The sequence below is a fragment of the Pectobacterium wasabiae CFBP 3304 genome (assembly GCF_001742185.1).
Classification (GTDB): domain Bacteria; phylum Pseudomonadota; class Gammaproteobacteria; order Enterobacterales; family Enterobacteriaceae; genus Pectobacterium; species Pectobacterium wasabiae.
The window spans coordinates 4,635,924-4,658,758 of sequence record NZ_CP015750.1 but is presented as its reverse complement, the minus strand read 5'-3'; the positions used below and the strand labels follow the sequence as shown (position 1 = coordinate 4,658,758).

The 22,835-nt window shown below is 50.4% G+C and carries 23 protein-coding genes; 15 read left to right on the top strand and 8 right to left on the bottom strand.

Annotated features, from left to right (window positions below):
- The first annotated feature begins 8 nt into the window (after positions 1-8).
- The gene (locus A7983_RS21175) at positions 9-1,037 is read left to right on the top strand and encodes a GlxA family transcriptional regulator (protein ID WP_005967038.1); all 1,029 of its coding nucleotides are present in this window, start codon (positions 9-11) and stop codon (positions 1,035-1,037) included.
- A gap of 388 nt (positions 1,038-1,425) precedes the next feature.
- On the opposite strand, the gene A7983_RS21170 is transcribed toward A7983_RS21175, so the two are convergent.
- On the bottom strand, positions 1,426-2,109 hold the full coding sequence (locus A7983_RS21170; RefSeq protein ID WP_005967036.1) for a DJ-1/PfpI family protein: 684 nt from the start codon (positions 2,107-2,109) through the stop codon (positions 1,426-1,428).
- Positions 2,110-2,746: 637 nt separating this feature from the next.
- On the opposite strand from A7983_RS21170, the gene A7983_RS21165 reads away from it, so the two are divergent.
- From A7983_RS21165 to A7983_RS21115, 11 genes are all read left to right on the top strand, one after another.
- The gene (locus A7983_RS21165) at positions 2,747-3,295 is read left to right on the top strand and encodes a cysteine hydrolase family protein (protein ID WP_005967034.1); all 549 of its coding nucleotides are present in this window, start codon (positions 2,747-2,749) and stop codon (positions 3,293-3,295) included.
- Positions 3,296-3,680: 385 nt separating this feature from the next.
- Positions 3,681-4,457: an MBL fold metallo-hydrolase gene (locus A7983_RS21160; RefSeq protein WP_005967032.1), complete on the top strand. Its 777-nt coding sequence runs from the start codon at positions 3,681-3,683 to the stop codon at positions 4,455-4,457.
- A gap of 24 nt (positions 4,458-4,481) precedes the next feature.
- Positions 4,482-5,468, top strand: coding sequence for a GlxA family transcriptional regulator (locus tag A7983_RS21155; protein ID WP_005967030.1), 987 nt, complete (start codon positions 4,482-4,484; stop codon positions 5,466-5,468).
- 21 nt (positions 5,469-5,489) lie between these two features.
- On the top strand, positions 5,490-6,512 hold the full coding sequence (locus A7983_RS21150) for a GlxA family transcriptional regulator (protein WP_005967028.1): 1,023 nt from the start codon (positions 5,490-5,492) through the stop codon (positions 6,510-6,512).
- Between the two features lie 279 nt (positions 6,513-6,791).
- Positions 6,792-7,883 (top strand): LLM class flavin-dependent oxidoreductase, encoded by a 1,092-nt coding sequence (locus A7983_RS21145; protein ID WP_005967026.1) that lies wholly within the window; start codon positions 6,792-6,794, stop codon positions 7,881-7,883.
- Between the two features lie 129 nt (positions 7,884-8,012).
- On the top strand, positions 8,013-8,915 hold the full coding sequence (locus A7983_RS21140; RefSeq protein WP_043885388.1) for an SIR2 family NAD-dependent protein deacylase: 903 nt from the start codon (positions 8,013-8,015) through the stop codon (positions 8,913-8,915).
- Positions 8,912-9,772: an SIR2 family NAD-dependent protein deacylase gene (locus tag A7983_RS21135; protein ID WP_005967024.1), complete on the top strand. Its 861-nt coding sequence runs from the start codon at positions 8,912-8,914 to the stop codon at positions 9,770-9,772. The genes A7983_RS21140 and A7983_RS21135 overlap by 4 nt, the downstream gene beginning before the upstream one ends.
- Positions 9,773-9,792: 20 nt before the next feature.
- Positions 9,793-10,401, top strand: coding sequence for a hypothetical protein (locus A7983_RS21130; protein ID WP_005967022.1), 609 nt, complete (start codon positions 9,793-9,795; stop codon positions 10,399-10,401).
- Positions 10,402-10,738: 337 nt separating this feature from the next.
- On the top strand, positions 10,739-11,431 hold the full coding sequence (locus A7983_RS21125; RefSeq protein WP_005967020.1) for a gamma-glutamylcyclotransferase: 693 nt from the start codon (positions 10,739-10,741) through the stop codon (positions 11,429-11,431).
- Between the two features lie 243 nt (positions 11,432-11,674).
- Positions 11,675-12,517 (top strand): NmrA family NAD(P)-binding protein, encoded by an 843-nt coding sequence (locus tag A7983_RS21120; protein WP_005967018.1) that lies wholly within the window; start codon positions 11,675-11,677, stop codon positions 12,515-12,517.
- Positions 12,518-12,854: 337 nt separating this feature from the next.
- Entirely contained in the window at positions 12,855-13,202 is a 348-nt protein-coding gene (locus tag A7983_RS21115) for a carboxymuconolactone decarboxylase family protein (protein ID WP_005967016.1), read from the top strand.
- Between the two features lie 262 nt (positions 13,203-13,464).
- Here the strand turns inward: A7983_RS21115 and mobH are convergent, their stop codons facing one another.
- The gene (mobH, locus tag A7983_RS21110; protein WP_005967014.1) at positions 13,465-15,255 is read right to left on the bottom strand and encodes a MobH family relaxase; all 1,791 of its coding nucleotides are present in this window, start codon (positions 15,253-15,255) and stop codon (positions 13,465-13,467) included.
- Between the two features lie 364 nt (positions 15,256-15,619).
- On the opposite strand from mobH, the gene A7983_RS21105 reads away from it, so the two are divergent.
- The 3 genes from A7983_RS21105 (at position 15,620) to A7983_RS21095 (ending at position 17,464) form a co-directional block, all read left to right on the top strand.
- On the top strand, positions 15,620-16,336 hold the full coding sequence (locus A7983_RS21105) for a hypothetical protein (protein WP_005967010.1): 717 nt from the start codon (positions 15,620-15,622) through the stop codon (positions 16,334-16,336).
- A gap of 1 nt (position 16,337) precedes the next feature.
- Complete coding sequence (locus tag A7983_RS21100; protein ID WP_152413512.1) at positions 16,338-16,913, top strand: hypothetical protein; 576 nt, start codon at positions 16,338-16,340, stop codon at positions 16,911-16,913.
- A 182-nt stretch (positions 16,914-17,095) separates the two neighbouring features.
- Positions 17,096-17,464 carry a DUF3742 family protein gene (locus A7983_RS21095; protein WP_456107100.1) on the top strand — a complete coding sequence of 123 codons (369 nt, stop codon included), beginning with the start codon at positions 17,096-17,098 and terminating at the stop codon, positions 17,462-17,464.
- Positions 17,465-17,470: 6 nt separating this feature from the next.
- On the opposite strand, the gene A7983_RS21090 is transcribed toward A7983_RS21095, so the two are convergent.
- The 6 genes from A7983_RS21090 to radC all read right to left on the bottom strand — a co-directional run bounded on the left by A7983_RS21090 (position 17,471) and on the right by radC (position 22,787).
- Positions 17,471-18,994, bottom strand: coding sequence for a conjugal transfer protein TraG N-terminal domain-containing protein (locus A7983_RS21090; RefSeq protein ID WP_005967004.1), 1,524 nt, complete (start codon positions 18,992-18,994; stop codon positions 17,471-17,473).
- Between the two features lie 11 nt (positions 18,995-19,005).
- Positions 19,006-19,356, bottom strand: a complete 351-nt coding sequence (locus A7983_RS21085) for a hypothetical protein (protein ID WP_005967002.1) — start codon at positions 19,354-19,356, stop codon at positions 19,006-19,008.
- A complete protein-coding gene (locus A7983_RS21080; protein WP_456107099.1) occupies positions 19,353-20,756 on the bottom strand; it encodes an integrating conjugative element protein in 1,404 nt (467 codons plus the stop codon). The genes A7983_RS21085 and A7983_RS21080 overlap by 4 nt, the downstream gene beginning before the upstream one ends.
- A 4-nt stretch (positions 20,757-20,760) precedes the next feature.
- Positions 20,761-21,696, bottom strand: a complete 936-nt coding sequence (locus tag A7983_RS21075; protein WP_005966998.1) for a TIGR03756 family integrating conjugative element protein — start codon at positions 21,694-21,696, stop codon at positions 20,761-20,763.
- On the bottom strand, positions 21,693-22,127 hold the full coding sequence (locus A7983_RS21070; protein ID WP_005966996.1) for a TIGR03757 family integrating conjugative element protein: 435 nt from the start codon (positions 22,125-22,127) through the stop codon (positions 21,693-21,695). Before A7983_RS21070 ends, A7983_RS21075 begins: the two co-directional genes overlap by 4 nt.
- A gap of 162 nt (positions 22,128-22,289) precedes the next feature.
- Positions 22,290-22,787: a RadC family protein gene (radC, locus tag A7983_RS21065; RefSeq protein WP_005966994.1), complete on the bottom strand. Its 498-nt coding sequence runs from the start codon at positions 22,785-22,787 to the stop codon at positions 22,290-22,292.
- Positions 22,788-22,835: the final 48 nt, after the last annotated feature.

Sequence of the window (22,835 nt, the reverse complement as noted above, 5' to 3'; positions counted from 1 at the left end):
TAACGACAATGGATGACGTGCTCACTGAAGAGATTGGGTTGTTGCTTTATCCTGGAGTTCAGCAGGCGGCAGTACTTGGTCTGACGGATCTGTTTTGTGTTGCAAACCAGTTTTCGTCTACCGGTAAAAAGAATAGTGGGAAAATTTTGCGGGTATCGCACTGGCAACAGAAGGAAATGTCCTCTGAGCCGGTGCGTGTTTTTGATACTGGCACCGAGGACGCTGCCTCGGTGATTTCTGCAATGGTCATTCCCCCAACATTGACTAATCCTGTAAATGTTGATGTAGCTGACGAAATGACAAATTGGCTTCGTAGCCAACATGCCCAGGGAGTGGTTCTGGGTTCTGTGTGCGCAGGCGCATTTTTACTGGCGGCAACGGGCCTTATGACCGGCCGCCGAATGACCACGCACTGGGTATATGCGGATCTCTTAAAACAATGTTTCCCATCAGTGCTTGTCGATGCGGATCAACTGATCATTGACGATGGGGATATCATCACTGCGGGTGGACTGATGTCCTGGACAGACATGGGACTTAGGCTTGTTGACCGTCTTCTTGGGCCAACCATTATGGTCGAAACCGCACGGATGTTGTTAGTTGATCCTCCGGGCCGCGAGCAACGGTATTACAGTGTTTTTTCTCCAATACTGACTCACGGTGATTCTGCTGTTCTCAAAGTGCAGCATTGGTTACAGGCGACTCAGGCTAAGGACATCAGACTCTCGGTACTCGCTGCGCATGCTGGTCTTGAAGAGAGAACATTTCTGCGTCGCTTCCAGAAAGCGACTGGGATGACGAGTACTGAATATTGTCAGCGCCTTCGGGTCGGTAGGGCTAGGGAATTGTTGCAGTTTGAGACTGCATCCATTGAGCGCGTTTCATGGGACGTCGGTTATCTCGACCCTGGGGCTTTCCGTAAGGTATTTACTCGGATTGTGGGGCTTTCACCCGGCGAGTATCGGCGTCGTTTCAGCGCTGGCACTAGTCAGCAATCATCTGCGATTGCTAAGAGGGTCGAGACGGCTCAGAAGTGAACGAAAGGCAAAACTGATTTTTACGAAATTGATGACGACCATGTCAGGGGCATTCTTGTTAATATGGAAAGCCACATCGATGATGTGTCCTTCTGATGAAGAATAAGCGAATTTATGCCCGTTGTTGTGGTACTTAAGATCTCTCAGCGGATTGCTCATTAAGCGATGAGTGGTCATCCACTTGCACAATTTATATTTAGTAGTACCGATGTAAAAATGGGCCACATGCCAATGTAAAACAGACCCACGGTAAAAGAGGCAGCCCATATTGACATTGGCATTACGTGTGGAGATTGCAGTTCTTTTACGTCAGGGTCTCTCTATTCGGGGCATTGCATAGTAGGGTTCTATAAAGGCAAATCCCAAAATGCGCTTGCCAGAGTCGTCTTCAAGCAGCACCCCTGCGCGTCTTCGCCAGTTCCCAGATCCGTGCCGTCGATACGCCGTCTTCGATAATCGGACGAGCGATTTCCATCGTTTTTGTGTCAGCGAGCGTAGGATGCCCCGTGCCGAAGGGCGGCTGTGGATTATATTCGATGACTAATTCGAGAATCCTGGCATAGTCTTCACCAGCAATCACGCCAGCGAGCGTCAGGCCAAAATCGACGCCCGCGGTTACGCCGCCACCGGTCGCCCGGTTGCGGTCAATCACAACACGTTGGTGGGTCGGGATTGCACCAAATGCGGCCAATGTATCGATTACTGACCAGTGCGAAGCTGCGCGGTAGCCCTCGAGCAACCCAGCCATACCGAGCAGCAACGCTCCCGAGCAGACGGAGCACACCCAGGTCGCATCAGCTCCCTGTCTGGCGACAAAATCCACCATTGTGCTGTCCTCCAGCACATCAATGGAGGAGGCTCGACCGCCAGGCACGAGAATGATGTCAGGTGAGCGGGATGCTGTTTTGAACGACTTATCCGCTATCAACGCCACACCAGCGTCAGTCATGACTGGTCCTGCTTCGGCTGCGACACATTCAATCCGTGCATTGGGCAGCATAGACAGGGTTTGCTGCGCACCGATCAAATCTAACGTCGTAAAGTCTGGGTACATTATACTTTGAATCAGCATGGAACTCTCCGAGTAAGCCTCAAAAAACCGTTTACTGAGGACTAAATATAGGGGAGCGATAGCCAATAAGTCGGCTTTTCTCCAGATCAGTTGTTAAATAAATCTTCCTATACATCGAAAACGCTCTCCGAGAAAAACAAGGTAATTCAATGCGTTAAAAGTAATTGCGTGCCAGGCGATGTATTCGCTACATCGTATTATGGCTGCTACCGCAAATGCAATAAACTTATAAATCTTTGCGCCAATCTTCGCAGTTTTTCGGCGCTTTTCTCAAATTTCAGTATTCCGCGTATGGTATCTGGGTTCAGATTTGCGAGTTCGCCGACGAGATTAAACATGGCATGGTGATAGGTATTCCAATTTTACATTCGAGTCACCTCTAGGGCCATTCTATATACACCCTTCTAAGGGGCTAGTCGTTATTTAAGTGCTGTTGAACAACAGATTTGGATTACACAGAAACTGGTGTGTAACTAACTCTCATTAATAAGCAACCTACTGTATTACTGTTTCGACAAAAGCCTTGAGAAAATTCGTTTTGTCGTTTTTGGCACTTTTAATGTCGATAGTGCCACTGTTTTGGTTGTTACCCTACTGCCATAATAGTGTTCATTAAAAGCGCAAACAGGAAAACATCATGAAACAACGTGGTTTAATCGTTATTGATCTTCAGAATGAGTATCTACCGGACGGCAAGCTGCCTCTTTCAGGGATTGAGGCAGCAGCAGAAAATGCAGCAAAAGTGATTGCCGATGCACGACAGAAGGGGATACCTGTTTTCCATATTCGTCATGAATTTGCTAATGGAGAGGTCCCTGTGTTTGTGCCGGGCACTGAAGGGGTAGAGATTCAGCCTGCTGTGGCTCCGGTGGCTGGAGAACCAGTCATTGTCAAAAATTACATTAATGCATTTCGTGAAACAGATCTCAAACAGCAACTCGATACGCATGGGGTTGAGGAAGTGGTCATTGTTGGTGCGATGAGCCATATGTGTGTAGATGCGTGTGTGCGGGCATCCGCTGATATGGGCTACCCAGTTACGGTATTGCATGACGCTTGTGCCACGCTTGACCTCACCTTCGGCGGCGTAACGGTTCCCGCTGCTCATGTGCATGCGGCGATGATGGCTGCATTTGAGTTTGGATATGGTACCGTGAAGTCAACAGAAGCATACCTTTTCGTCTGACAAGCGTTATATCCTTACATACCATCCAGCCTGCTGGTGTTCGCTCTATCACAGGAGCGTCGCCAGTTGTTTCCCGGCATTGTCAGAATAGGCAATGCCGTTTTAGTTATGCTTATTTCTGGTTTTCTTCACGACATGTGTCAGATCGCTAACTGTATTTACCGCTTTTAGGTGAGTGCTGCCCCTTCCGGTGAATTTTCATAATGAGGTCGTAGTCCTATCAGTGATGAAATTTATCTACATTTTATCGATAAATGACCCGATTTCATCGAAAACTGACCTTTTGCCTTACGGCGAGATTTCCTGATTCCACCATAATAACAGCAACGGGCCATGACACTCTCTGGCTACCGCTCCTTATTTGCCTCTTAAAAGAGCCATTATTATGAAAATCATACAAGTACGTAATGCCACCCAGATTATTACTTATGCGGGTAAGAAATTTCTTATCGATCCAATGTTGGCTGATAAAGACGCATGGCCGGGGTTTGAAGGTACTGTAAATTCAGATATCCGTAACCCAATGGTGCCATTACCTTTTGATACAGACACGCTATTGGATGTCGATGCCATTATTGTCACCCACACTCACCCGGATCATTGGGATGAGACCGCAGTTAACGTTATTCCTAAAGATAAACTTATTTATGTCCAGAATGATGGTGACAAACAGCTCCTGTGTACGCAGGGGTTCACCAACCTGGTCACTCTTTCCGAATACAGCCAGTTTGGCGAAATTTCATTAGTCAGGACTGCTTGTCAGCATGGGTCTGACGCAGCTTATGCTGACCCCCAGATGGCTGCACTTTGCGGCGACGCCTCCGGTGTGGTGTTTCAGCATCCCGATGAGAAAACACTTTACCTTGTCGGTGACTCAATCTGGACTCGGGATATTGCCAGTAATATGTGCCAGTACAATCCGGGAGTGGTTATCATGAACGTCGGGTGGGCTCATGTTCTGGGATTCGGTGCCATTATTTTCGGTAAAGAGGATGTCCTGAAGGCTCATTTCCTGTTGCCTGAAGCTCAGATAATCGCCACACATATGGAGGCCGTAAACCACTGTCTGCTGACCCGTAGGGAACTGCTAGAGTACGCAACCGTAAATAAAATTCAGGATTTTGTCATTGCTCCAATGGATGGTGAATCTGCCATCCTTTGACTTTACCTATGTTCAGGAACTGGTATGTCCACGGTTACGGTCGCTATTGTTATCACTGAAGGGTTCAGTACCTTTCATCTGTCAGTTCCGTTGATTCTTTTCAGTGATGCTGTAACGGAACAGAAACTTTTTGTCTGCCGGATTTGTGCGGAACAGCCCGGAATTATTTGGTCAGATGAAGGTACTGCCGTCAGGGCAGAGTATAATCTGGATGTACTGCCAGAATCCGATATTGTCATTATTCCCTTCTGGAATAATGTTAAGGAAAAACCTTCACAGTACTTAATGGATGCACTGGTAGCCGCTAGAGGCGCGGGCGCGAGTATCGTCGGGCTTTGTCTCGGTGGTTTTGTACTGGCTTATGCTGGTCTCCTGGATGGACATCGCGCTGCTACACACTGGGAATATGAAAAAATATTCCATCAGCTATTTCCGAAGGTGCGGCTCGATGTCAATGTGCTTTACACAGAGGATGATGGTCTGGTTACTTCGGCTGGAACGGCTGCGGCTCTGGATTGTTGCCTTTATCTTATCCGCCAACGTTTTGGTAACCAGTTGGCGAACCGGATAGCTCGCCGGATGGTCGTACCACCGCACCGTAATGGTGGTCAGGCTCAGTTTATTGAACAAGTTGTTCCCCGAAGTACGACAGACAACCGAATAAATATGCTGCTTGATTATCTACAGCGAAATCTACATCAGGTGCATAACATTGATTCTTTGGCGCGGTTTGCTTCCATGAGTCGTAGAACGTTGACTCGGCATTTCCTGAAGGCGACGGGGATGTCTGTTGGTGACTGGTTGACAACAGAGCGTCTACATCGTAGTCAGGAATTGCTTGAAATAACACGATTATCTGTCGAGCAGGTATCAGATAAAGTTGGTTTTCAGTCGGTTATTACCTTCCGGCAAATATTCCGAGAGAGGACAGGAGTTAGTCCGAGTGACTGGAGAAAAACATTCCGTGGAACAAGTGATGAAAGCAATCAAAGGCAGGAAGATGGATTATGACGTTCGCAATAAGGGCCTGCTATGGCTATTCCCACTAAGGGTATTCAGTTGAATAAGCTGGGGGATAAGGTGTCCACTATTCATGTCGCCGTACTTGCTTTTCAAGGTGTGAGTCTGTTTCAGCTTTCTGTGCCTGCCGTCGCATTCGGAGTGGTGAACAAACCGCTAGGTTTTCCAGACTATGCGGTACGGATTTGTGCCCATATACCGGGTCGTATCACGAGCGATCAGGGGATTGTTATCGACGTTCCTGATGGGTTGGAGGTGATGCGACAGGCAGATATTATTGTTGTTCCGGCATGGGAGACTCCGGAAGCGGAAGTACCTGCTGATATTATCAGTGAGCTTCAGGAAGCAAATCGGCGTGGAGCGCTTATTATCGGCTTCTGTCTGGGGGCTTTTGTTCTCGCTGCAGCTGGTCTGCTGGACGGCAGAGCGGCAACGACCCACTGGATTGCGCGGGAGCTATTTGCCCGACGTTTTCCGAAAGTAGAGTTTCGTCCTGATGTGTTGTATGTCACTGATGGGAATATAGTTACTTCCGCAGGTACCGTTGCGGCATTTGACTGTTGTCTTGAAATAATCCGCATTCAGCATGGTTCTGATATGGCCAACCGTATGGCAAGGCAACTGGTTACCCCGCCTCATCGGCCAGGGGGACAGACTCAGTACATTGAGCGGCCTGTCCCGCAGATGGCTTGCATCGGACGCATGGCTGAAGTGATCGAATGGACTCGTGAACATCTATCTGAACCAATCAATGTGGATACTCTTGCTACGATTGCAAAAATGAGCAGGCGAACATTTACGCGCCGTTTTCGCGAAACGACAGGGACAACCGTTACGAAATGGCTTAATGCGGAGCGCGTTTTCCTCGCACAGCAGTTGCTTGAGACGACAGAACTGCCAGTGGAATGTATAGCCACAGAGGTAGGGTTTGGGACTCCGCTATCGCTGCGTTTACAGTTTTCAGCTTATCTGCAGACTTCACCCTCGGAATATCGGCGGACTTTTTGCAGGATGCGTGATTCGAAGAAAAATTAATGGAGTCTCAACTGTTTAACCGCTCACAATGCGTAGTATGAAAATTCAGCATTGAATATCTTATGCCGCATTTACCCCCATTCTCTGTAGATACAGCAATATGTGGCTGCATAAAGGCTAGTAAACTGCAGCGCTGAATTAAATGACCCATTTTTAACGCATATTGTCATTTAAGCCAATTGTGGAATGTGAGTAATAGCTTCAAAATTAATCAATGAAACGGTCACCATTACTGCGACATTGATGTGGCCCCGACTTAATTTTGAGGAGTTGTTACTCTTGAATCATTCTATTTTTGGAACAAAACAGGGCTCTGCACCGGTTCCTCTTTCGCTCCTGGATTTCGCAATGGCAGGGAAAGGGGTCAGTGCTCAGGAAGCGTTGGCAGATAGCGTCAGGTTGGCACGTCTTGCCGATCAGCGCGGTTTTACCCGTTACTGGATCGCTGAGCATCATGCTATGCCTGGTGTAACAACATCCTCCCCTCCGCTGCTCCTGGCTAGACTGACGGGAGAGACCCAGCATATTCGCCTTGGTGCGGGCGGTATGATGTTACCCAATTTCCCACCGCTGGTTGTGGCTGAACAGTTCGGCCTGCTGGCATCGCTGGCTCCTGGACGTATCGATTTGGGTGTTGGCCGTGCACCGGGAACGGACATGGCCACAGCCTCGGCTTTGCGCCGTGGGGATACAAGAGGAGACAGTTTTCCAAAGCAACTGGATGAACTGCTCCACTTCCTTGATGGCTCATTCCCGGATGGACATCATTACTCAAAAGCTGGCGTTTACGCCGTACCCGGTCCGATACAGGACCGAGAGAATGGTATCCCCCGCTCGTTTGAGCGTCCTCCGGTCTGGTTGCTGGGTTCGTCTGATTATTCGGCACGCGCTGCTGCACAGAGAGGGTTTCCGTTTGCCTTCGCCGCACACCTCGCCGATCAGAATGTTGAAATGGCCGTGGAGCTTTACCGTAAAGATTTTCGCCCGTCAACTGTGCTCGACCGTCCTTATGTGATCGCAAGTTTTGGTGTGATGGCCGCAGATGATGAACACGAAGCTCGGCAGCAGGCGTGGGCCTATTCTCATGCCATGATGCGGATGAGCACTGGACGTTCTTTTGTGGTTCCGACACCAGAAGAAGCCCGTGATTATGATTACTCTACGGTTGAGCTGCGCCTGATGAACATGTGGAATGCCAAGATCATGAGTGGAACAGGTCAACAGGTTGTCGGACAGATAGGGGAATGGCATAAGCGTGTCAATGCGGATGAAATAATGATTCTGAATCTGGGCTATTCGCAAAAAGCCATTTACCGTTCGACAGAACTCATTGCTGATGCTTGGGGTATGCCCCGTCTCACCGAACGCTAACCTTCTTTCTCACAACATACCGGCTTATTAGTCTGCTTCCCTGAGTTATCGGGAAATGGATTTACCGTGCCTACTTCCGGCTGTCGTGGTGCAGCCGATTCGACAACAGAATTAGAAAAGAGACAGGCTATGTCTAATCAGCAACAGCAGTACCGAGATCACATTGCAACCATTTACCAGAAAATCCAGGATGCTGATGCAATTCTGATCGGCGGAGCCGCCGGTATGTCAGCGGCAAACCAGCACGATTTTTACGGTTACAGTAAATATTTTCGGGACAACTTCAGTGAATTCCAGAGGAATTATGGTATTCGCAATCTCTGTGATGCACTTTATCATCGGTATCCAAGCAGCGAGGAGCGCTGGTCATATCTTGCCAAACACGGCAAGCTGATGTTCGATCAGCCCGCTGGGAAAACGTATGTGGATCTGCATAAACTTATTAGTGATAAAAATTACTTTATCATTACCACAAACCAAGACCTGCAGTTTTCCAAACTCTTTCCTGATGAAAAGCTCTGCTATCCACAGGGAACTTCCCATTGGCTTCAGTGCGGCAGGCCCTGTCATGACGCCGTGTATCCGTCTGAGGATATTGTCAGAGAAATCGCAGCACAGATTATTGATACCCGCATTCCTTCGGAACTGATCCCGTGTTGTCCCCGCTGCGGCGCTGAGATGGAACCTTGGTTCCGTTCTCCTGTTTTCCTGGAGGGCGCGCATTGGGAAAACTACATGCGCAAATACCAGGATTTTATTGAACAGTACTCGGAAAAGAAAATTGTGCTACTGGAGCTCGGCGTTGGGCGGATGACTCCTAATATCATCAAGAACCCGTTCTCGGTGGCGGCTTATCACTGGCCGAATGCCTTTCTGGTGCGAATCAATAAAGGTGAACCGCCCACGCATGATTTACTGCGAAACAAGACGATAACGTTTGATGCTGATATAGCTCATGTCCTGCATGATCTGGTTACATATGCAGAGAGTCCAGTGTCTTCTGAGACCACAGAATCAGGGGAAATCGCATGACCAGAGAATTAACAAGTGCCGCGCACTCTATTCAGGAAGCGGATGCCATTATTATCGGTGCCAGTAATGGACTGTCTATTGCTGCAGGTATTCATCTTTTTGCAGAGGATGCCGCTTTTATGGATAAATTTGGTGACTTTCGCTTGCAACACGGTTTTCGCAATATCATTCGCGGATGTTTTCATTCATTCCCGAGGGAAAGTGAAAAGTGGGCTTTTTTCAGCAGAGTGTTTGATTATTTCCTTCATGACAGAATGCCGGATCCGGTCATCGCGGATTTGTATAATCTGGTAAAGGATAAAAACTATTTCGTTGTTACATCGAATATTGATGCGCATTTCCCCGTCGGGGGATTTGCTCCTGAACGTGTGTTCGAATTTGAGGGAAACTGCCGAAACCTGCAATGTGCAGCAGCCTGTCATGACCAGTTGTATCCAGGGGATGAGCTCCTCATCGCAATGGCTCGGGAACAATACGACGGGCAGGTACCCGTGGAACTTATCCCCGAGTGTCCGAAGTGTGGTGGGCATATGCAGGTACATATTGAAACCAGCCGCCTTTTTCTGAAAGGTGCACAGTGGCAGGAACACCAGAAAGCGTTCAGTGATTTTCTGACAGAGGCAGAGGAGAAAAAAATCGTTTTTCTTGAACTCGGCGTGGGCGCGCGTAACCAGTTAATCAAAGCGCCTTTCATGTCCCGAGTGCATCAGGAACCTCATGCGCGCTATATCACCTTCAATGTAGGGGCTGAGTTATACATTCCTGATGCGATTGCCAGTAAATCGATTGGTCTTGACGGAGATATTGGCTATCACCTTAGGCAGCTTGTTTCGCTTGTTCACCCCTCATCATGCTAATACCAGAAAAGGAAGATCCTGTGATCCCAGAAACCATCCTGCGTATCGTTCTGGATGAGGAACTGTGTCCTTCCGTATCCCGGCTTTACCTCCACTGGTTTGCCTTTATGGAAAAACACGTTGAGTTCTGGATGGCTGACAGCATGTGGCATGGTCCGGACCATTGCGCCCGTGTGTTGTTGCTGGTGCTCATCCTGGCTCACCTGAAAAAACTCGGCGATGAGGATATGGAGGTCCTTTGCTTGGCGGCAGTTTTCCATGACTCCCGCCGTCAGGATGATTATACCGACAGAGGGCATGGAAAACGTGCGGCCGAGTACTATCGTGATTTTTGTCGGGAAAGGCAAAATCCCGTGAATCAGCATGCTCGCTTCGTCATGTATTTTCACGATCTGGAAGATGCCATCGGTCTGTCGGAAATTGCCAAAAGGCATTCAGGGTGTGAACGGTATCTCAGACTCTATCAGATTTTTAAGGATGCGGACGCCCTCGACCGATTTCGTCTTGGGCCCGATGCGTTGGATGTCTCAATGTTGCGAACCAATGAATCAAGAGGGCTGGTTCAATTTTCTCGTTATCTGCTTCTGAAGAGTAAGGAACTTCAGTCGCAACAGGCACTGATTGCATGAAGATATCGGTCTAAGCAAGTATATGTCCTGCTCGATCCGACCGGATCGATAGGTTTGCTGTTGGTGAACGGCTGATGACTTCCTAAAGTGACCCTGTTTTTTGGGCGGTTTATAAGCTTGTGACCGTGAAGGCACAGGGTGGACGACGTCGTCAATGAAGATGCAACTGTTATTCGCTACTCAGGAACGTCACTCTGAAGGGGGACTACATACTTGCACCGGATAGCCGAGCATAAGGGCTGGAATTACATTCTGAAAAACAAATTATCAGAGGTTTTTATATTGCTCCAGTTTTCCCAAAGGAAAATAACAGTCAACCAATCAAAAGAGAATAACTGTGGTTCTGAACAGAGAGACGCTGAATAACGGAACATTCCTGAATGCATTTCGGGATGTACCCGGCCTGGAATGGTGGTCAGAAACTCGTATAGAGAAATCAATGAAAGACATGCTGGAAATTCATTCGTGGGGTAATCCGTTGTGGATTTTTGCTTATGGATCTCTTATCTACAACCCGCTCTTTCATTTCGTAGAACAGCAACGGGCTGTTCTTGATGGCTGGCATCGCAGCTTCTGTATTCGCCTGATTCTCGGGAGAGGGAATATTGAGCAGCCTGGCAGGATGCTTGCACTGGAGCGAGGAGGAAGTACTTCAGGACTGGCTTACCGTTTCCATCAGGATAACCTGGAAAATGAGCTCAGGCTGGTATGGATGCGTGAAATGGTAGGGGGGTTGTATGAACCTGAATGGGCTGACGTCACACTTGCCAATGGACAGACTGTCAAGGCGATTATCTTTGCTGCCAGCACGGGACACCCGCTTTACGAAAGGGATTCGTCTCCCGATACTGTCATTTCTTATATCTCTGTCGCATCTGGAAACCTTGGGCGTAACCGTGATTATGTCTTGCGCCTGGATAACTCACTTCGCCACTATGGGATTGCCGATGAATATATTCACGATCTAGCCGCGCGACTCGTAAGTACCCCGATAACCCTTATCCCAGGGGAAATACCGTACTCTGATTAATCATTACAACGCATTCCTTGTTCCGATGCCCTGCGTGTAACGTTCGAGAGCGGGTATAGCTAACACTGGCACCGTGGGAACTCTATGTATGAACAGGAAATGTCTACAGTTGTGGGGTCAGTCCAGTATTCCCATAACAAGAGTTATTGTGATTCAGAAGCATAAATTTCTATTAGTGCATTTGACGTAACTGATGCACAACTTGCATTATCATTCCTTTTAATATCCTGACAAGGAAATTTTATGAAATATATTATTCATGGCGCAACAGGAGCCCAAGGGGCACCTTTGTTCAAAAAGTTACTTGCTGAAGGAAAAAATGTTTTTGCCGCCATTCGCGATCCCGCAAATGTTGGTAATGGGAGAGGGATTGGTGTTGATCTCTCATCAGTAGAATCTCTTGTGAAAGCCTATACTGATGCCGAAGGCGTTTTTGTGCACTTACCTCTTGGCTCAGAGGAAACACGTTTAAGCTATGCACACAACATTGCTGAGGCGATTAATAAAGCGCGACCAAAACGAGTGGTTATTTCCACTAGTGGCTGGAAGCTTGTTGGTAGTAATGAAAAGCACGCTTTGCCGACTTTAGTGAGAGAGGTCGAAAACACGGGCGTTTCCGTTGCTACTGTTGCCCCTGTTCAGTATCTGGAAAATCTGTTGCTTCCCATCATCATTGAAGCGGTTAAACAGGAGTTCAAACTACCTTATCCTCTTAGGGCTGATTTCCCAGTGTCTTGGTCATCTCATCTGGACATCGCTGATGTGGCCTCCTTACTGCTGTCCGACAGTTCAGTCACTGGTGTTGTGAGTGTAGGATTACTGCCTGCTGTTACTGGCAGCGAACTGGCTGAGGCCTTTTCTAGTTATTTTGGGCATACAATAAGATACGAAAGTATTACCCCACAAGAATTTGGTAAAAAATTGGCAGTGCTCTTCGGTGAAGCCGCTGCAAATGAAGTTGCTGATGCTTATGAAGCCAAAGCCAAAACTCGTGGTTCAGCCATCGACACGCACACAAGCGCTCAGTCCCTTCTTGGTCTTTCACCAAGAACTGTTGAACAATGGCTTCATGAAATCAAGATTTGATAGCCTGCGGTAATGCTTTAAAAAGGCATTGCGATTAATTTTTTAAGGCTGTAATATCTACCTACTAGTAGATAGATTTGTGGGGTTAACCGCAGATTATTTTAATATTCAACTCAATTGGTTGAATAAAATTTTACTTGCAGCAAAGCGAACTGGCGAGCTTGCACCAAATATTTTACCACTTAAAGCTGCTTGGCTAATAATTGGTACATTTGAAGGCGCAAGTATTGTGTCGCGAGTACTAAGAAGCACCTCTATATATCAGGATAATCTCAAGAAGATATGATCATATTCTCTTGAAACTAATAAATCCACTGACGACAATTAGGAGTTAAATATGGCTGTAACTGATTGGAAAGATATGCGCGCTGGGTTACTTGAGCGAGTTGGAGACCTTGGGAAACTCTCACCAGATACGCTAAAAGGAGTAATGACTTTGGCTGGCGCTGGTGCAAAAACAGGGCACCTTGATGAGAAGACGCGAGAACTTATTGCGATCGCTTGTGCGGTGACCACCCGCTGCGAAGGATGTATCGCTGTTCATTCAGAAAGTGCGGTTAAAGCAGGCGCGTCTGAAGGAGAAATAGCTGAGGCTTTAGGCGTGGCGATCAATATGAATGCTGGTGCCGCTTTAACTTATTCGACTAAAGTTCTGGATGCAGTCAAGCAAATAAAAAATAGTTGATATGCTCTAGGATTATTTTAGTAATATTTTTTGGTTTTTATTCCAAAGCAGGGACGGAAATATCTTGTCTGTCTCTGCTTTTTAGTAGATGTTAAATTGCAGTTAATATAAATCAGTTGCAAAGTCATTGCATTCATCTTTGGGTGCTAATTTCCTCATTTTCATATCACCACTTTCAAGTGCACGAACCTTTTTGACAGAGAAGAAAGGCGAAGCTCTATTTTACGCCAGGACTGAAAAAAGGGAATATATCGCGATCAAATCACGATCCTGATGCAGATGATATAAGTGAGAGATACGGGTTGTTTGGCAGCGCTTCGTCAAAAATCAACTCGGGATCGGATAACAGGTAGCCGTTCAGTCGGTGTGATTTGCGTAGTCCACTGATTGTGCAGGCCCAGATGTTCAGGCCGTTGGTTTGTTTACGATGGATTTGCAGATGTTCAAAGCGTTTCTGTATCCACTGCCAGTCCTGAATTTTCTCCTGTTTTGCAAACGCCCCGACTTGCAGGTGTTCTTGCGCATAGCGCTGGAAAACGCCAGGGCTGACTAGAAAAGCCGTATCGTCCACGCTATGTATCAGGGCCTTTGCATCATTGATGATGATCTTACGGGATTGAACCCCTTCTCGCAGCCAGATCATGAAATGATCGGCGGAAGGTTGTTTGGTAGGCTCAGGATTGAATTGTGTATTCAAGGGCTGTGTCGAGGCTAGCTCATCAGCATCTGATGCGTTGCTGTCTGGAGGTGCGGTGTGAGGTGCTTCGGTTGGGATCAGCATGGCAAGCATGTCTTCCATGACAGCGTGTTGCGCTGTTGCTGCCTGCGCTGCTGCAATGCCAAGTGTGGTGGACGAGGCAGATACTGCTGGTTCAGTGACGTCAGGTATTAAGTCGTTGCTATCGGCGGGGCTGATGTCTACCGTCACCGTTCCTGTGAAGGGGGCCGGGCGCTCGGATGTTTCCCAGATCAATGCCGGAGAGAGTTTCAACAGAGTGAAACTGTGTGACCAACCGGATGCGCTGCTGATGGTGGCTTTCCAGATTGCCTTGCCATCTAGGGTTGGCTGCAGTACGCCATGCTCCTGCAACACGTTGAACACAGCCGTGTTATTGGATGGAATGCCTTCGATCCCCTGTGCCAGCAGATGAGCTCGCAATTTGTCAGAGACGGTCTTGCTGACCAGCCAAAGCGTGTCCTCTGTCAGCCAGCCATCCGAAGCCTGGGGCTGGTTGATTTTCAATTCTTCCTTGAGCAGGTAACGCAACCCGTCGAGTAACTTGCGCTGTAGCGCCTGCTTGGGAGCCGCCAGGATGACGCGGTTGGGATTTCCGCCCAGTTCCTGAGCCACTGAAGCGCGATCGGCCTGGATGACGAGTTCGCCCAGCATGCCGGCGTGTTCGTATTGGCCAGCGAGCACATACAGCAGCGAAGTCCAGAGGACAGGGTAGCTGCTAAGCCAGTCGAGGATGTGGCCATCGAGTATTTGCCGGTAGAGCAAGCCAGTGGCGGCTCCGTGCAGGCGGTATTCACGGTCATCCCGGTAGCGAAAGCGGTAGGGCTGTTTCAGCGGTCCATGCCAGGGGTGCCAGAGGCTGCCATCCTCGTGCTCAATGTGCAGATCAACGGCGATCTTGCCGATGTCGTGGAGCAGGGCTGCATAAGCGATGGCTGCTGTCCAGGCTTCTGATTGCGTGGCTTGATCTTCCGGAGGTGTGCCTGCCGGCAGCAGGTGGGATTGTCGCAGTTTCAATGCAAAGGCGACGATCTCAAGTCCGTGATCGAGCATGCCGCCATGGTAAGCATGATGATGCGTTTCCGAGGCGGGAAACAACTGTACCAACTCTGCGTAGCGCTCCAGAGGTCTGCGGTAAAGTGTGATGAATTGCTTGCGAGAGAGTGAGGTGCGTTGCCAGATATGTTCCAGCAGCTTTTGCCGACGAGGCGTGTCCAGCAAGGACGCAGCGGGTTCTGGCTGGAGTAGCCCTTTTTCTGGCATGACAAGATCTGGCTGGGCTGGCGTGGGCTTTTTTCGCTGGAACAGAGTAAACATTGTGGTGCCTCAGGTGCGGGGTCACGGGCCTTTTCCTTTTCTGGGTAGAGCCTTTCCCCTTAACCCATTCCATTACCTGTTTTGCCCTTGTTGGAGCCTTTTGATATAGCGCTGTTTGTCTGTGCCATCGAGTATCAATGCGGTAGGGGGGAATTCTTTTTGTGTTGGGAAATGGATGGTTATATGAAGGTCTTGTGTCTCAGAGGTGTCAATGGGGCTTCGCGTGGCTCTAACGATCATGCTTCTGATAAAAATAAATAATGTATGGGGTAATGAGGCAGAGTGCTTCATGGTAAAAGATATTTTCAGATAAGATGTATGGGAAATGGATGTTACATGGTTATTGAGCAGTGGAAGGACGAACGTGAAACTTTATGAAAACGTGGTGATTGGTAATTTTCTTTATGGATTGGGTGTTTCCATAGGAGGACGTCTTAAATCCGGATACCTTCCGAGTGCTGTCAGTTTGTTGCAGCAGACTCCGGAAGATAAGGCGCTAGGTGATGTTCTGCTCGATTTTCCAGGCACGTTACGTCTTATCGAGTTCAAAGCACAGGGGAACTACTCTAAAAAAGAACTCTCTCGGTACAAGAATCTGTTACCGGCTATAGAAGGTTCGCCGGAAATGCTGAGTATCTCTCGCAGAGTTCACTGGTATGTGGAAACGGCACCCTCTGCTCTGAAAGGTGTTGAAGCATTCTTTTCTCCTTATCTTGATGTATTCGAGACAGAAAAACCTGCGAAACAGCCATTTGCTCTGGAGAGGTTCATTGAATCCGTGGCGGATGACGCGGTTTCGTCGAAGAACGATGAGCGGGATGCATTGGAGAAAGACTATCTGAAGCTTGTGCGCTGGTTTCAGGGCGCGGGGGAAACCGGTGCGGGTGCGCTGATTGTGATTGTGGGTTCTGGTGGTGGCATAGAATTTGTTGCGCTGGAGGATTTGATGGCGCTGAACATGTCCTATCAAAAATGGATGGCGTATAGGCAATATCAGGAATTGAAGATGGAAAAAGCATTGGAAACGGGGCTTAAGAAAAAAGAGCTGCAAAAGGAGCTAGGACGGAGCTATGGGAGATAACATGGATAGACGCCTGACAGATCATGATGTCCAGTTGTTCTTTGACGCGGCTAAAAAGTTGAGGGAGGCAGCGGAGTGCGATGGTGAGAAAGCCAGGGAAGCAACGGCGACTTTGGAATCTTTTGTTAAAAGTATGAGCATCCACCTTCAAACTTTGGAAAAAGGTGTTTCCCACAAGATAGCTGATTCAGCGGAAACAACTGCCAACCGGGCTGCGGAGCTACTGAGTGCCAAGTTTCGGCAGGCAAATGATGCAGCTAAAATAGCAACAGAGCAGTACCAGGAAGCGGCAGAAAATCTCAAATTTAAGAACTGGCTTTATATTCTGGGTCCACAGATTGTAATGATGCTGATTTTTATCGCATCTATTTTATTTTTGGTGCCTTCGTTAGACGAGATTCAGCAACGCCGAACAGAACTGTCATCTCTTAATGAGCAGATCAAAAATTCCCGTCTAACATGGACCACGTGCGACGGCGACAAAAAATGTTTCCGGACTGATGAGCGTGGGCATGGTGGGAAGCTCTACACAAACGAACGAGATGGCAGTACCTGGCGTATTCCTTGGACAGAGTAATTCCATTCAAAAGCCATTCTTGAAACTGCCCGCTGCCGAGTGTTTTTCTCCCCCCCGAAAAACTAGATATTTGATGTATGGTATTTCTGCTCTAAGCTAAGTAGACAAGGCGATTTCTATAACCACATCGCGTATCAATCGCTGTAAGGTGGGCTTTCGGTACAAACAGGTGATGCAGGCAAATGATGACCATGAATAGCACGAGCCATAACAGTATTGCAGAACGCTTTGGCCGTTGGCTTGGCAAAGGCTGGCGTGGCTATGTGCGTTGTGAGCAACAGATATCATGCTGGCTTGTCGATCAGGGAATGTCTGCGAAGGGTGTGTTTACTCTGCTGTGGATTATCAAACTGGCTCTTCTGGGACTATTGCTTTATGTGGCATTCTGGTTGGCTCTCTTGCTTATTTTTGTTGTCGCTGCTGCCCTGATGGCTAATGCTGCTGGGTTCGGCGATGAGCCTCCAAAGCCAGAGTGGCGTAACGGCCCTGCAGGATTCGGGCTGTATACCTACGATGGCTTTCGTATTGATCCGCATATTGACGACGATTAAAAGAGCTTATTTTTTCGATACGGATTTAAGTGCCATGCCACCCCCTTTGCCTCCTGCTGTTTTGACATCACTGGTCGCTCCCGCAAGCCCTTGAAGAACATTGCCGGCGCGGATGCCTGCCCAAGCCAACGCCATGATCCAGAATGTGGGTAGTACAATGAACATCGAGCCCATAACGAAGTTCAGCAACATGTCGCCGAAGGTATTGTGCATGCCTACAAGCGGATCAACATTGTTATGCGGCCGATTCCAGCCCCATCCCCATCCGTAAAGCGCATCGAGGATCGTACTGTCGAGCCAGCGTGCAAGCTGGAACCAGAAATCCACAAAGAACAGCGCAAATTGCACGATGCTGAGCGTGACAACGGTCTTCAGGTCGTAGGTGCCGACCAGGAGCACCAGAGGGATACAGATCACCAGCGCCATCTTCAGTAGTGCAAGCACCATCGGCAGTGCCTGGCGTACGACGTCCAATGCCGGGAATGCGGCGATCCCTCCAATGGTCATGCCGATGTCTCCTGCAGCACGTGTGACGATATTCGGTAAGGTTTTGTCGATTTGACCGCCATAGTCTGTGTAGACATTGCCTTGGTTGAGTTTTTGCTGGCGGGGAGAAGCAAGCGCCCTGATGACGGAGTCATCTACCTCTGCTCGGCTGATGAATCCCACCCAGTTGGCGATGCGACTGAGTAGACTGGGATCGACCTGTGCCAGCAGGCGCGCGCGTAAACCGTTGCCACCATCACTCCACCACTGTCGGCAACTTGGGTAGCCCGCACCGCTTGGCACCTGAGCCAGTCCAGCGTCACGATTGCTGTCGTAAGCCCAGCCCTCACGTGGTGTCTTGGCGCGGTAGGTGTCATAGAAGCCGCCGGTGCTGACAAAATAGGTCGAGCCGATCCAGGTCACGTCGTGCATTTGTGCTTCATCAAGATCAGGACGGCTCATGAACAGTTTGGCGCGTGCAGGGCCGTAGCAGTCGTGGGTAAAGTCTGCGACTTCCTGAGCCAGTAGGGGATCATCAATACGGGTGGCATTGATCTCCATCCGCATTTGTCGCAGGTCGGTGCCGCATGGGATAGCCGACACCGAGGCACCCGTGATCGCGCGTGAGAGCGCATGCATGAAGGCCCACCATACTGGCACTTTTGCACTCTGGTTGTTGAGGGTGCTGAAGGATTGCGACCAGCCCGTGTCTTCGGGCTGTGGCACGCTGATCTGGCACTGTGCCGAACGCGCCTGATCGTACCTGATCGTGTTGAGGTCAACATCAATGAACGGAATACCGGCGAACATCACCACCACGATCGCCACCCATACCCGGTTTTCAATGCGCATTGAAGACAGAATGCCCTTGTTGCCTTCGTCGGCACCCTCGGTACGGGATCTCAGCCACTCGTCGATGATGATGGCCACGAAGGGGAGGACGAACACACCGCTGGAAACCAATACTGCCCAAATACCGTTGTGGACGACCCAGCTCACTAGGGTCAGGTAATACTCCAGATAATCGGTGGTGAAAAGCGTCATGGTTATATCCCCTATACGTCCTGTACCAACAGGCTGAATTCCAGTACCAGCAGTGCGGCGATACCGGAAATCTCGGCACGAATGAGCCTGCGCCGGGCGTCGGAGCGGGTATCGCGCAGGAGCAGGCGGCGGCGCATCCACAGCCAGCCATAAACGGTGGCCCCGTACAGGCACAGACGCCACAACAGAAAATAGCTGGCTGCATCGGCCAGCCAGTGTTCCCAGCCAGCGATGCTGCCAGCGAAGTAGATGCCCAGGACGTTGGCTGTGACGGTGATGATCAGCAACGCCACCGTCCACAGGAGGACTCTGACGGTACGCCAACGGAACAGACGGTGTGATCGCAACCAGGCAAGACTCATGGCGTGCCTCCGGGGTTGGGGCGTTGCAACTGGTCAAGACGGTTAGGTACGGGATCACCTTCATAAATGCCGCGTGAGCCTGCCGCGCGTGCGCTGTGGCGCTGGATGATGGCCATCGGCGAGTTGTTGGCGAGTTCGCGGCGTAGTTCAAGCTCGGTTTTGAGATTGAGGATCTCGCGGTCAAGCGTGTTGCTTTCCTGATCGACGGCGGCGACTGCCAATTGGTTGGCGGCGACGTTTGGCTCTTTCCTGCCGGTCAGTAGCGTACGTTGCAGCAGCAGGGCTTTTTCCAGTACCGATGCCAGCGCGACTTCGGAGGCCAGACGTCGGGCCAGGATGTCTTGATCAGGTTCGTCACGCAGTGCCTCGATCACGCCACGGGTGATGGGCAGTGAAGTGCTGCCAGCCTTGCGAAGGTTCTCGAACGTGGTGTTGCGTGCTCCGCTGACCAGCTCTTGCAGCGCTTCCAGTTTGGTGTCGTATTCGTCCTGGATGACCGGGGTCAATCCGACGCCAGGCAAGGTCTCGGTCTTGGTGCAGCCTTCGCAGGTGCGTTGTTCCTGTTCGCCCAGCACACGCGTGGCAAAGTCGATGGCTTGCTGGGGGGATGCCCACGTCTGGCAGGACAGGCTTTGGCAATTTGCCGGGTCGATGGGGGCGGTGTCGGTTACCCCACGGCCATTGACCAGGTTGTAGCCTGCACGGGTTACGTCCCCGACGACCTTGATTGAGCGCTGACCTGTACCGCCGGCATTGCTGCCACCCACCCACGGTACGCCGTCGTTACCCCGGTTTTTTTCGGCCAGTTCAATGGCTGAAACAGCGTCGCTGCTGGCGACGGCCTGGCGCAGCGCCATGCCTTCGGCGATCTGGCTCCAGCCGAGCTGGCCGCCTGCGGTGTCTGCCATTTTTTCAGCCATCGCTCGGCAGGTGAGTTTGGAGCGATCAAAGTCGAGTCGGGCTTGCAGAACGCCATTGGTCAGCAGGTTATAGAGGCCCGGATCGGCCCGCTGGATGATCAGTGCGGGCAACGAGGCGACGGCGCTGGTGGCGCTCTGGATCACGTTACCCATGATGTTCTGAAAGCCGTTGGTCAGCCCATTGAGCTGATTCTGGATGGTGGTACTGATGTTCATGTCACCGCAGATCAGGTTGCTGTTCCAGCCTACACCGACACCAATCGAGCGCATGCCGGCCGCACCGCTCATTGATACGGCGTTACCGCCGCCGATGGAGTACATCACTTCATCACCAATGACGGCTCCGCTGTTCTGGAAGCCTCCGTCCTGTGCCAGAGCCAGGCCACTGCTCAGCGTCAGTGCAGCAACCCATAGCGTGTGTTGCCACTGGCGCGGTGCAAGAATTGAAAATGCTTTCGGGTCGAGACGTTTCATCATCATGTCCTCAGTTGAAATCCACGCTGCCGAGAAAGGTCTGGCCGCGTCGCTGGCAGCAGCTATAGGGTCGCCAGAGTGCCCAGGCATAGTTGTCTTGCTGTGCCTGAGTGCGTGTTCCGTTGTGTGGGAAGACCGTGCAGGAATAGGAGGGGCGAGGAGCCAATTCTTGCCATTTGCCGGTTGCAGCATCGCTTTCCATCAGTGCGCCTGCCGGCCAGTAACCGTCGCGTGCATTGGCGAGCAGGGGTTGGTATACGTGCAGTTGCCCTCGGCGGGTCACGATATCGCCTACCCGCTGGGCGACCACGGCGCTGGCCTTGTAGCTGTCCACCTGGTGCAGGAAACCGCCGCGCGGATAGACGTTGCCCCACAGGTTCAGTGCGGTGCGTGCGCCGATCTCGCGCATACCGGGGATCAGTGCCTCGGGGTACACCGATTCAGGGATGTTGTAGCGCCATGCGATGGTATCGAGTGTGCTCAACAGGTACGGCATGAAGGCGGTGCCAGCACCGTCGCAGATGGTGCCTGATGATGATGCAAACTGACTGAACACCTGGCCGCCGGGATGGCCGATCACGTCTGCGTTACGGAACCTGGATAGGTTGTTCTCGCTGCCATGGTTGCTGGTGCCGTCACCACCGCTCCGGGCCGTGGTGTTGGTTTGGCTCATGGCGCGTACTTCAAGCCATGGATTCTCGCCAGTGTTGCCGTAGCTCGACACCACGGCGTCGGGGACGTAGTGCCTGACTTTGACGGAGGTACGAACCGTACATCCGAATTTGGTACAAAGCAGCCAGTAGCAGATCCCGGTGACCCGGTATTCCAGGCAATCAGGGGATAATGATGAGGAGATGATGGCAGCGGTGTTGAGGGAAAACGAGGAACTGGCTGCCGTGAGCAAAACGGTGGCAAGGCTGACGCGCAGACGGTGGGGGAGTCTCATGGCTGAGCCTTCCTGTATGTGTTGATACGCGCCACTGCTTTGGCGACGTCAGGTTCGCCATAAACCACATAGCGTTGAGCGACAATGACGGCCGGAAGGGTGGTAATGCCCAAGCTCCAGGCATTGACAACATCCTGATAGGCTTCGTTGATGCGTTGCTGCAGAGCTGTGCCGCCTTCTTTCAGGCGTTGTTGCACGATGATGGCAGCGCGGACGGGGTCTTGGGGGAGGTTGGCTGCTAGCTCAGCTTCGATGCGGGAGGGGCGGTCCAGCTCGATGAGCTGGGTATTGCCCAGGTTTTGCATCGGGTGTCGAGTGTCAGTGACGGCCAGAACCTCTGTGGCCTGTGCTGGTGAAGCCAGCAACACAATGAGAAAGCCAGCGGCAATCGTATGCCGCCAGAGGGAAGAGGTGAGAGCGGGAGACAGCATATCGGAGCACCACGAAATTGATCATGGCGGTAGTCCACTCCAATCTGCGTCAGGAAACGACAAACAATCGGGAAGAGCTGATCTCCGGTTTTAGGGAAGAATAAGCAAAAAGGCATCGAGTTGTCCTAAAGGGACCATTCGATGCCATGAAGAACAGGATGGTCAAAGTAGCCCCATTTCAGCAAAGGAAAAGGGCCGCCCCTGACCGACAATGACATGATCCAACATGCGCACGTCAACAGCGTCCAGTACTCCTTTCAGGCGGGAAGTAATGAACTTGTCTGCATTACTGGGTTCAGTGAGTCCTGATGGATGATTATGTGCGAAGATGATAGCTGCGGCATTGTGCGCCAGTGCTCTGGATAACACGACACGGGGATACACTGACGTGCTGTTTACCGTACCCTTGAACAACTCTTCATAGGCGATGACTCTGTTTTGGTTATCCATAAACAGTGCGGAGAAGACCTCGTTAGGCTCCTGTGCCAGTCTGGTACGAAGAAAATCCATAGTGGCAGCCGAGTTTTGTAGTGTCTGGCCGCCACGGAACATCCTACGTTCCACGATTTCCATAGCGCGGGCGATAATCCAGTCTTCGTGCTGAGCGTCCAGTATGTTGAATAATCTGGCGCTGTTTTTGAGAACAACAGATGTAGACATTATTTGCCTCCTTGAACAAATGGAGGTGCCGTTCCTGGAGGACGGTTC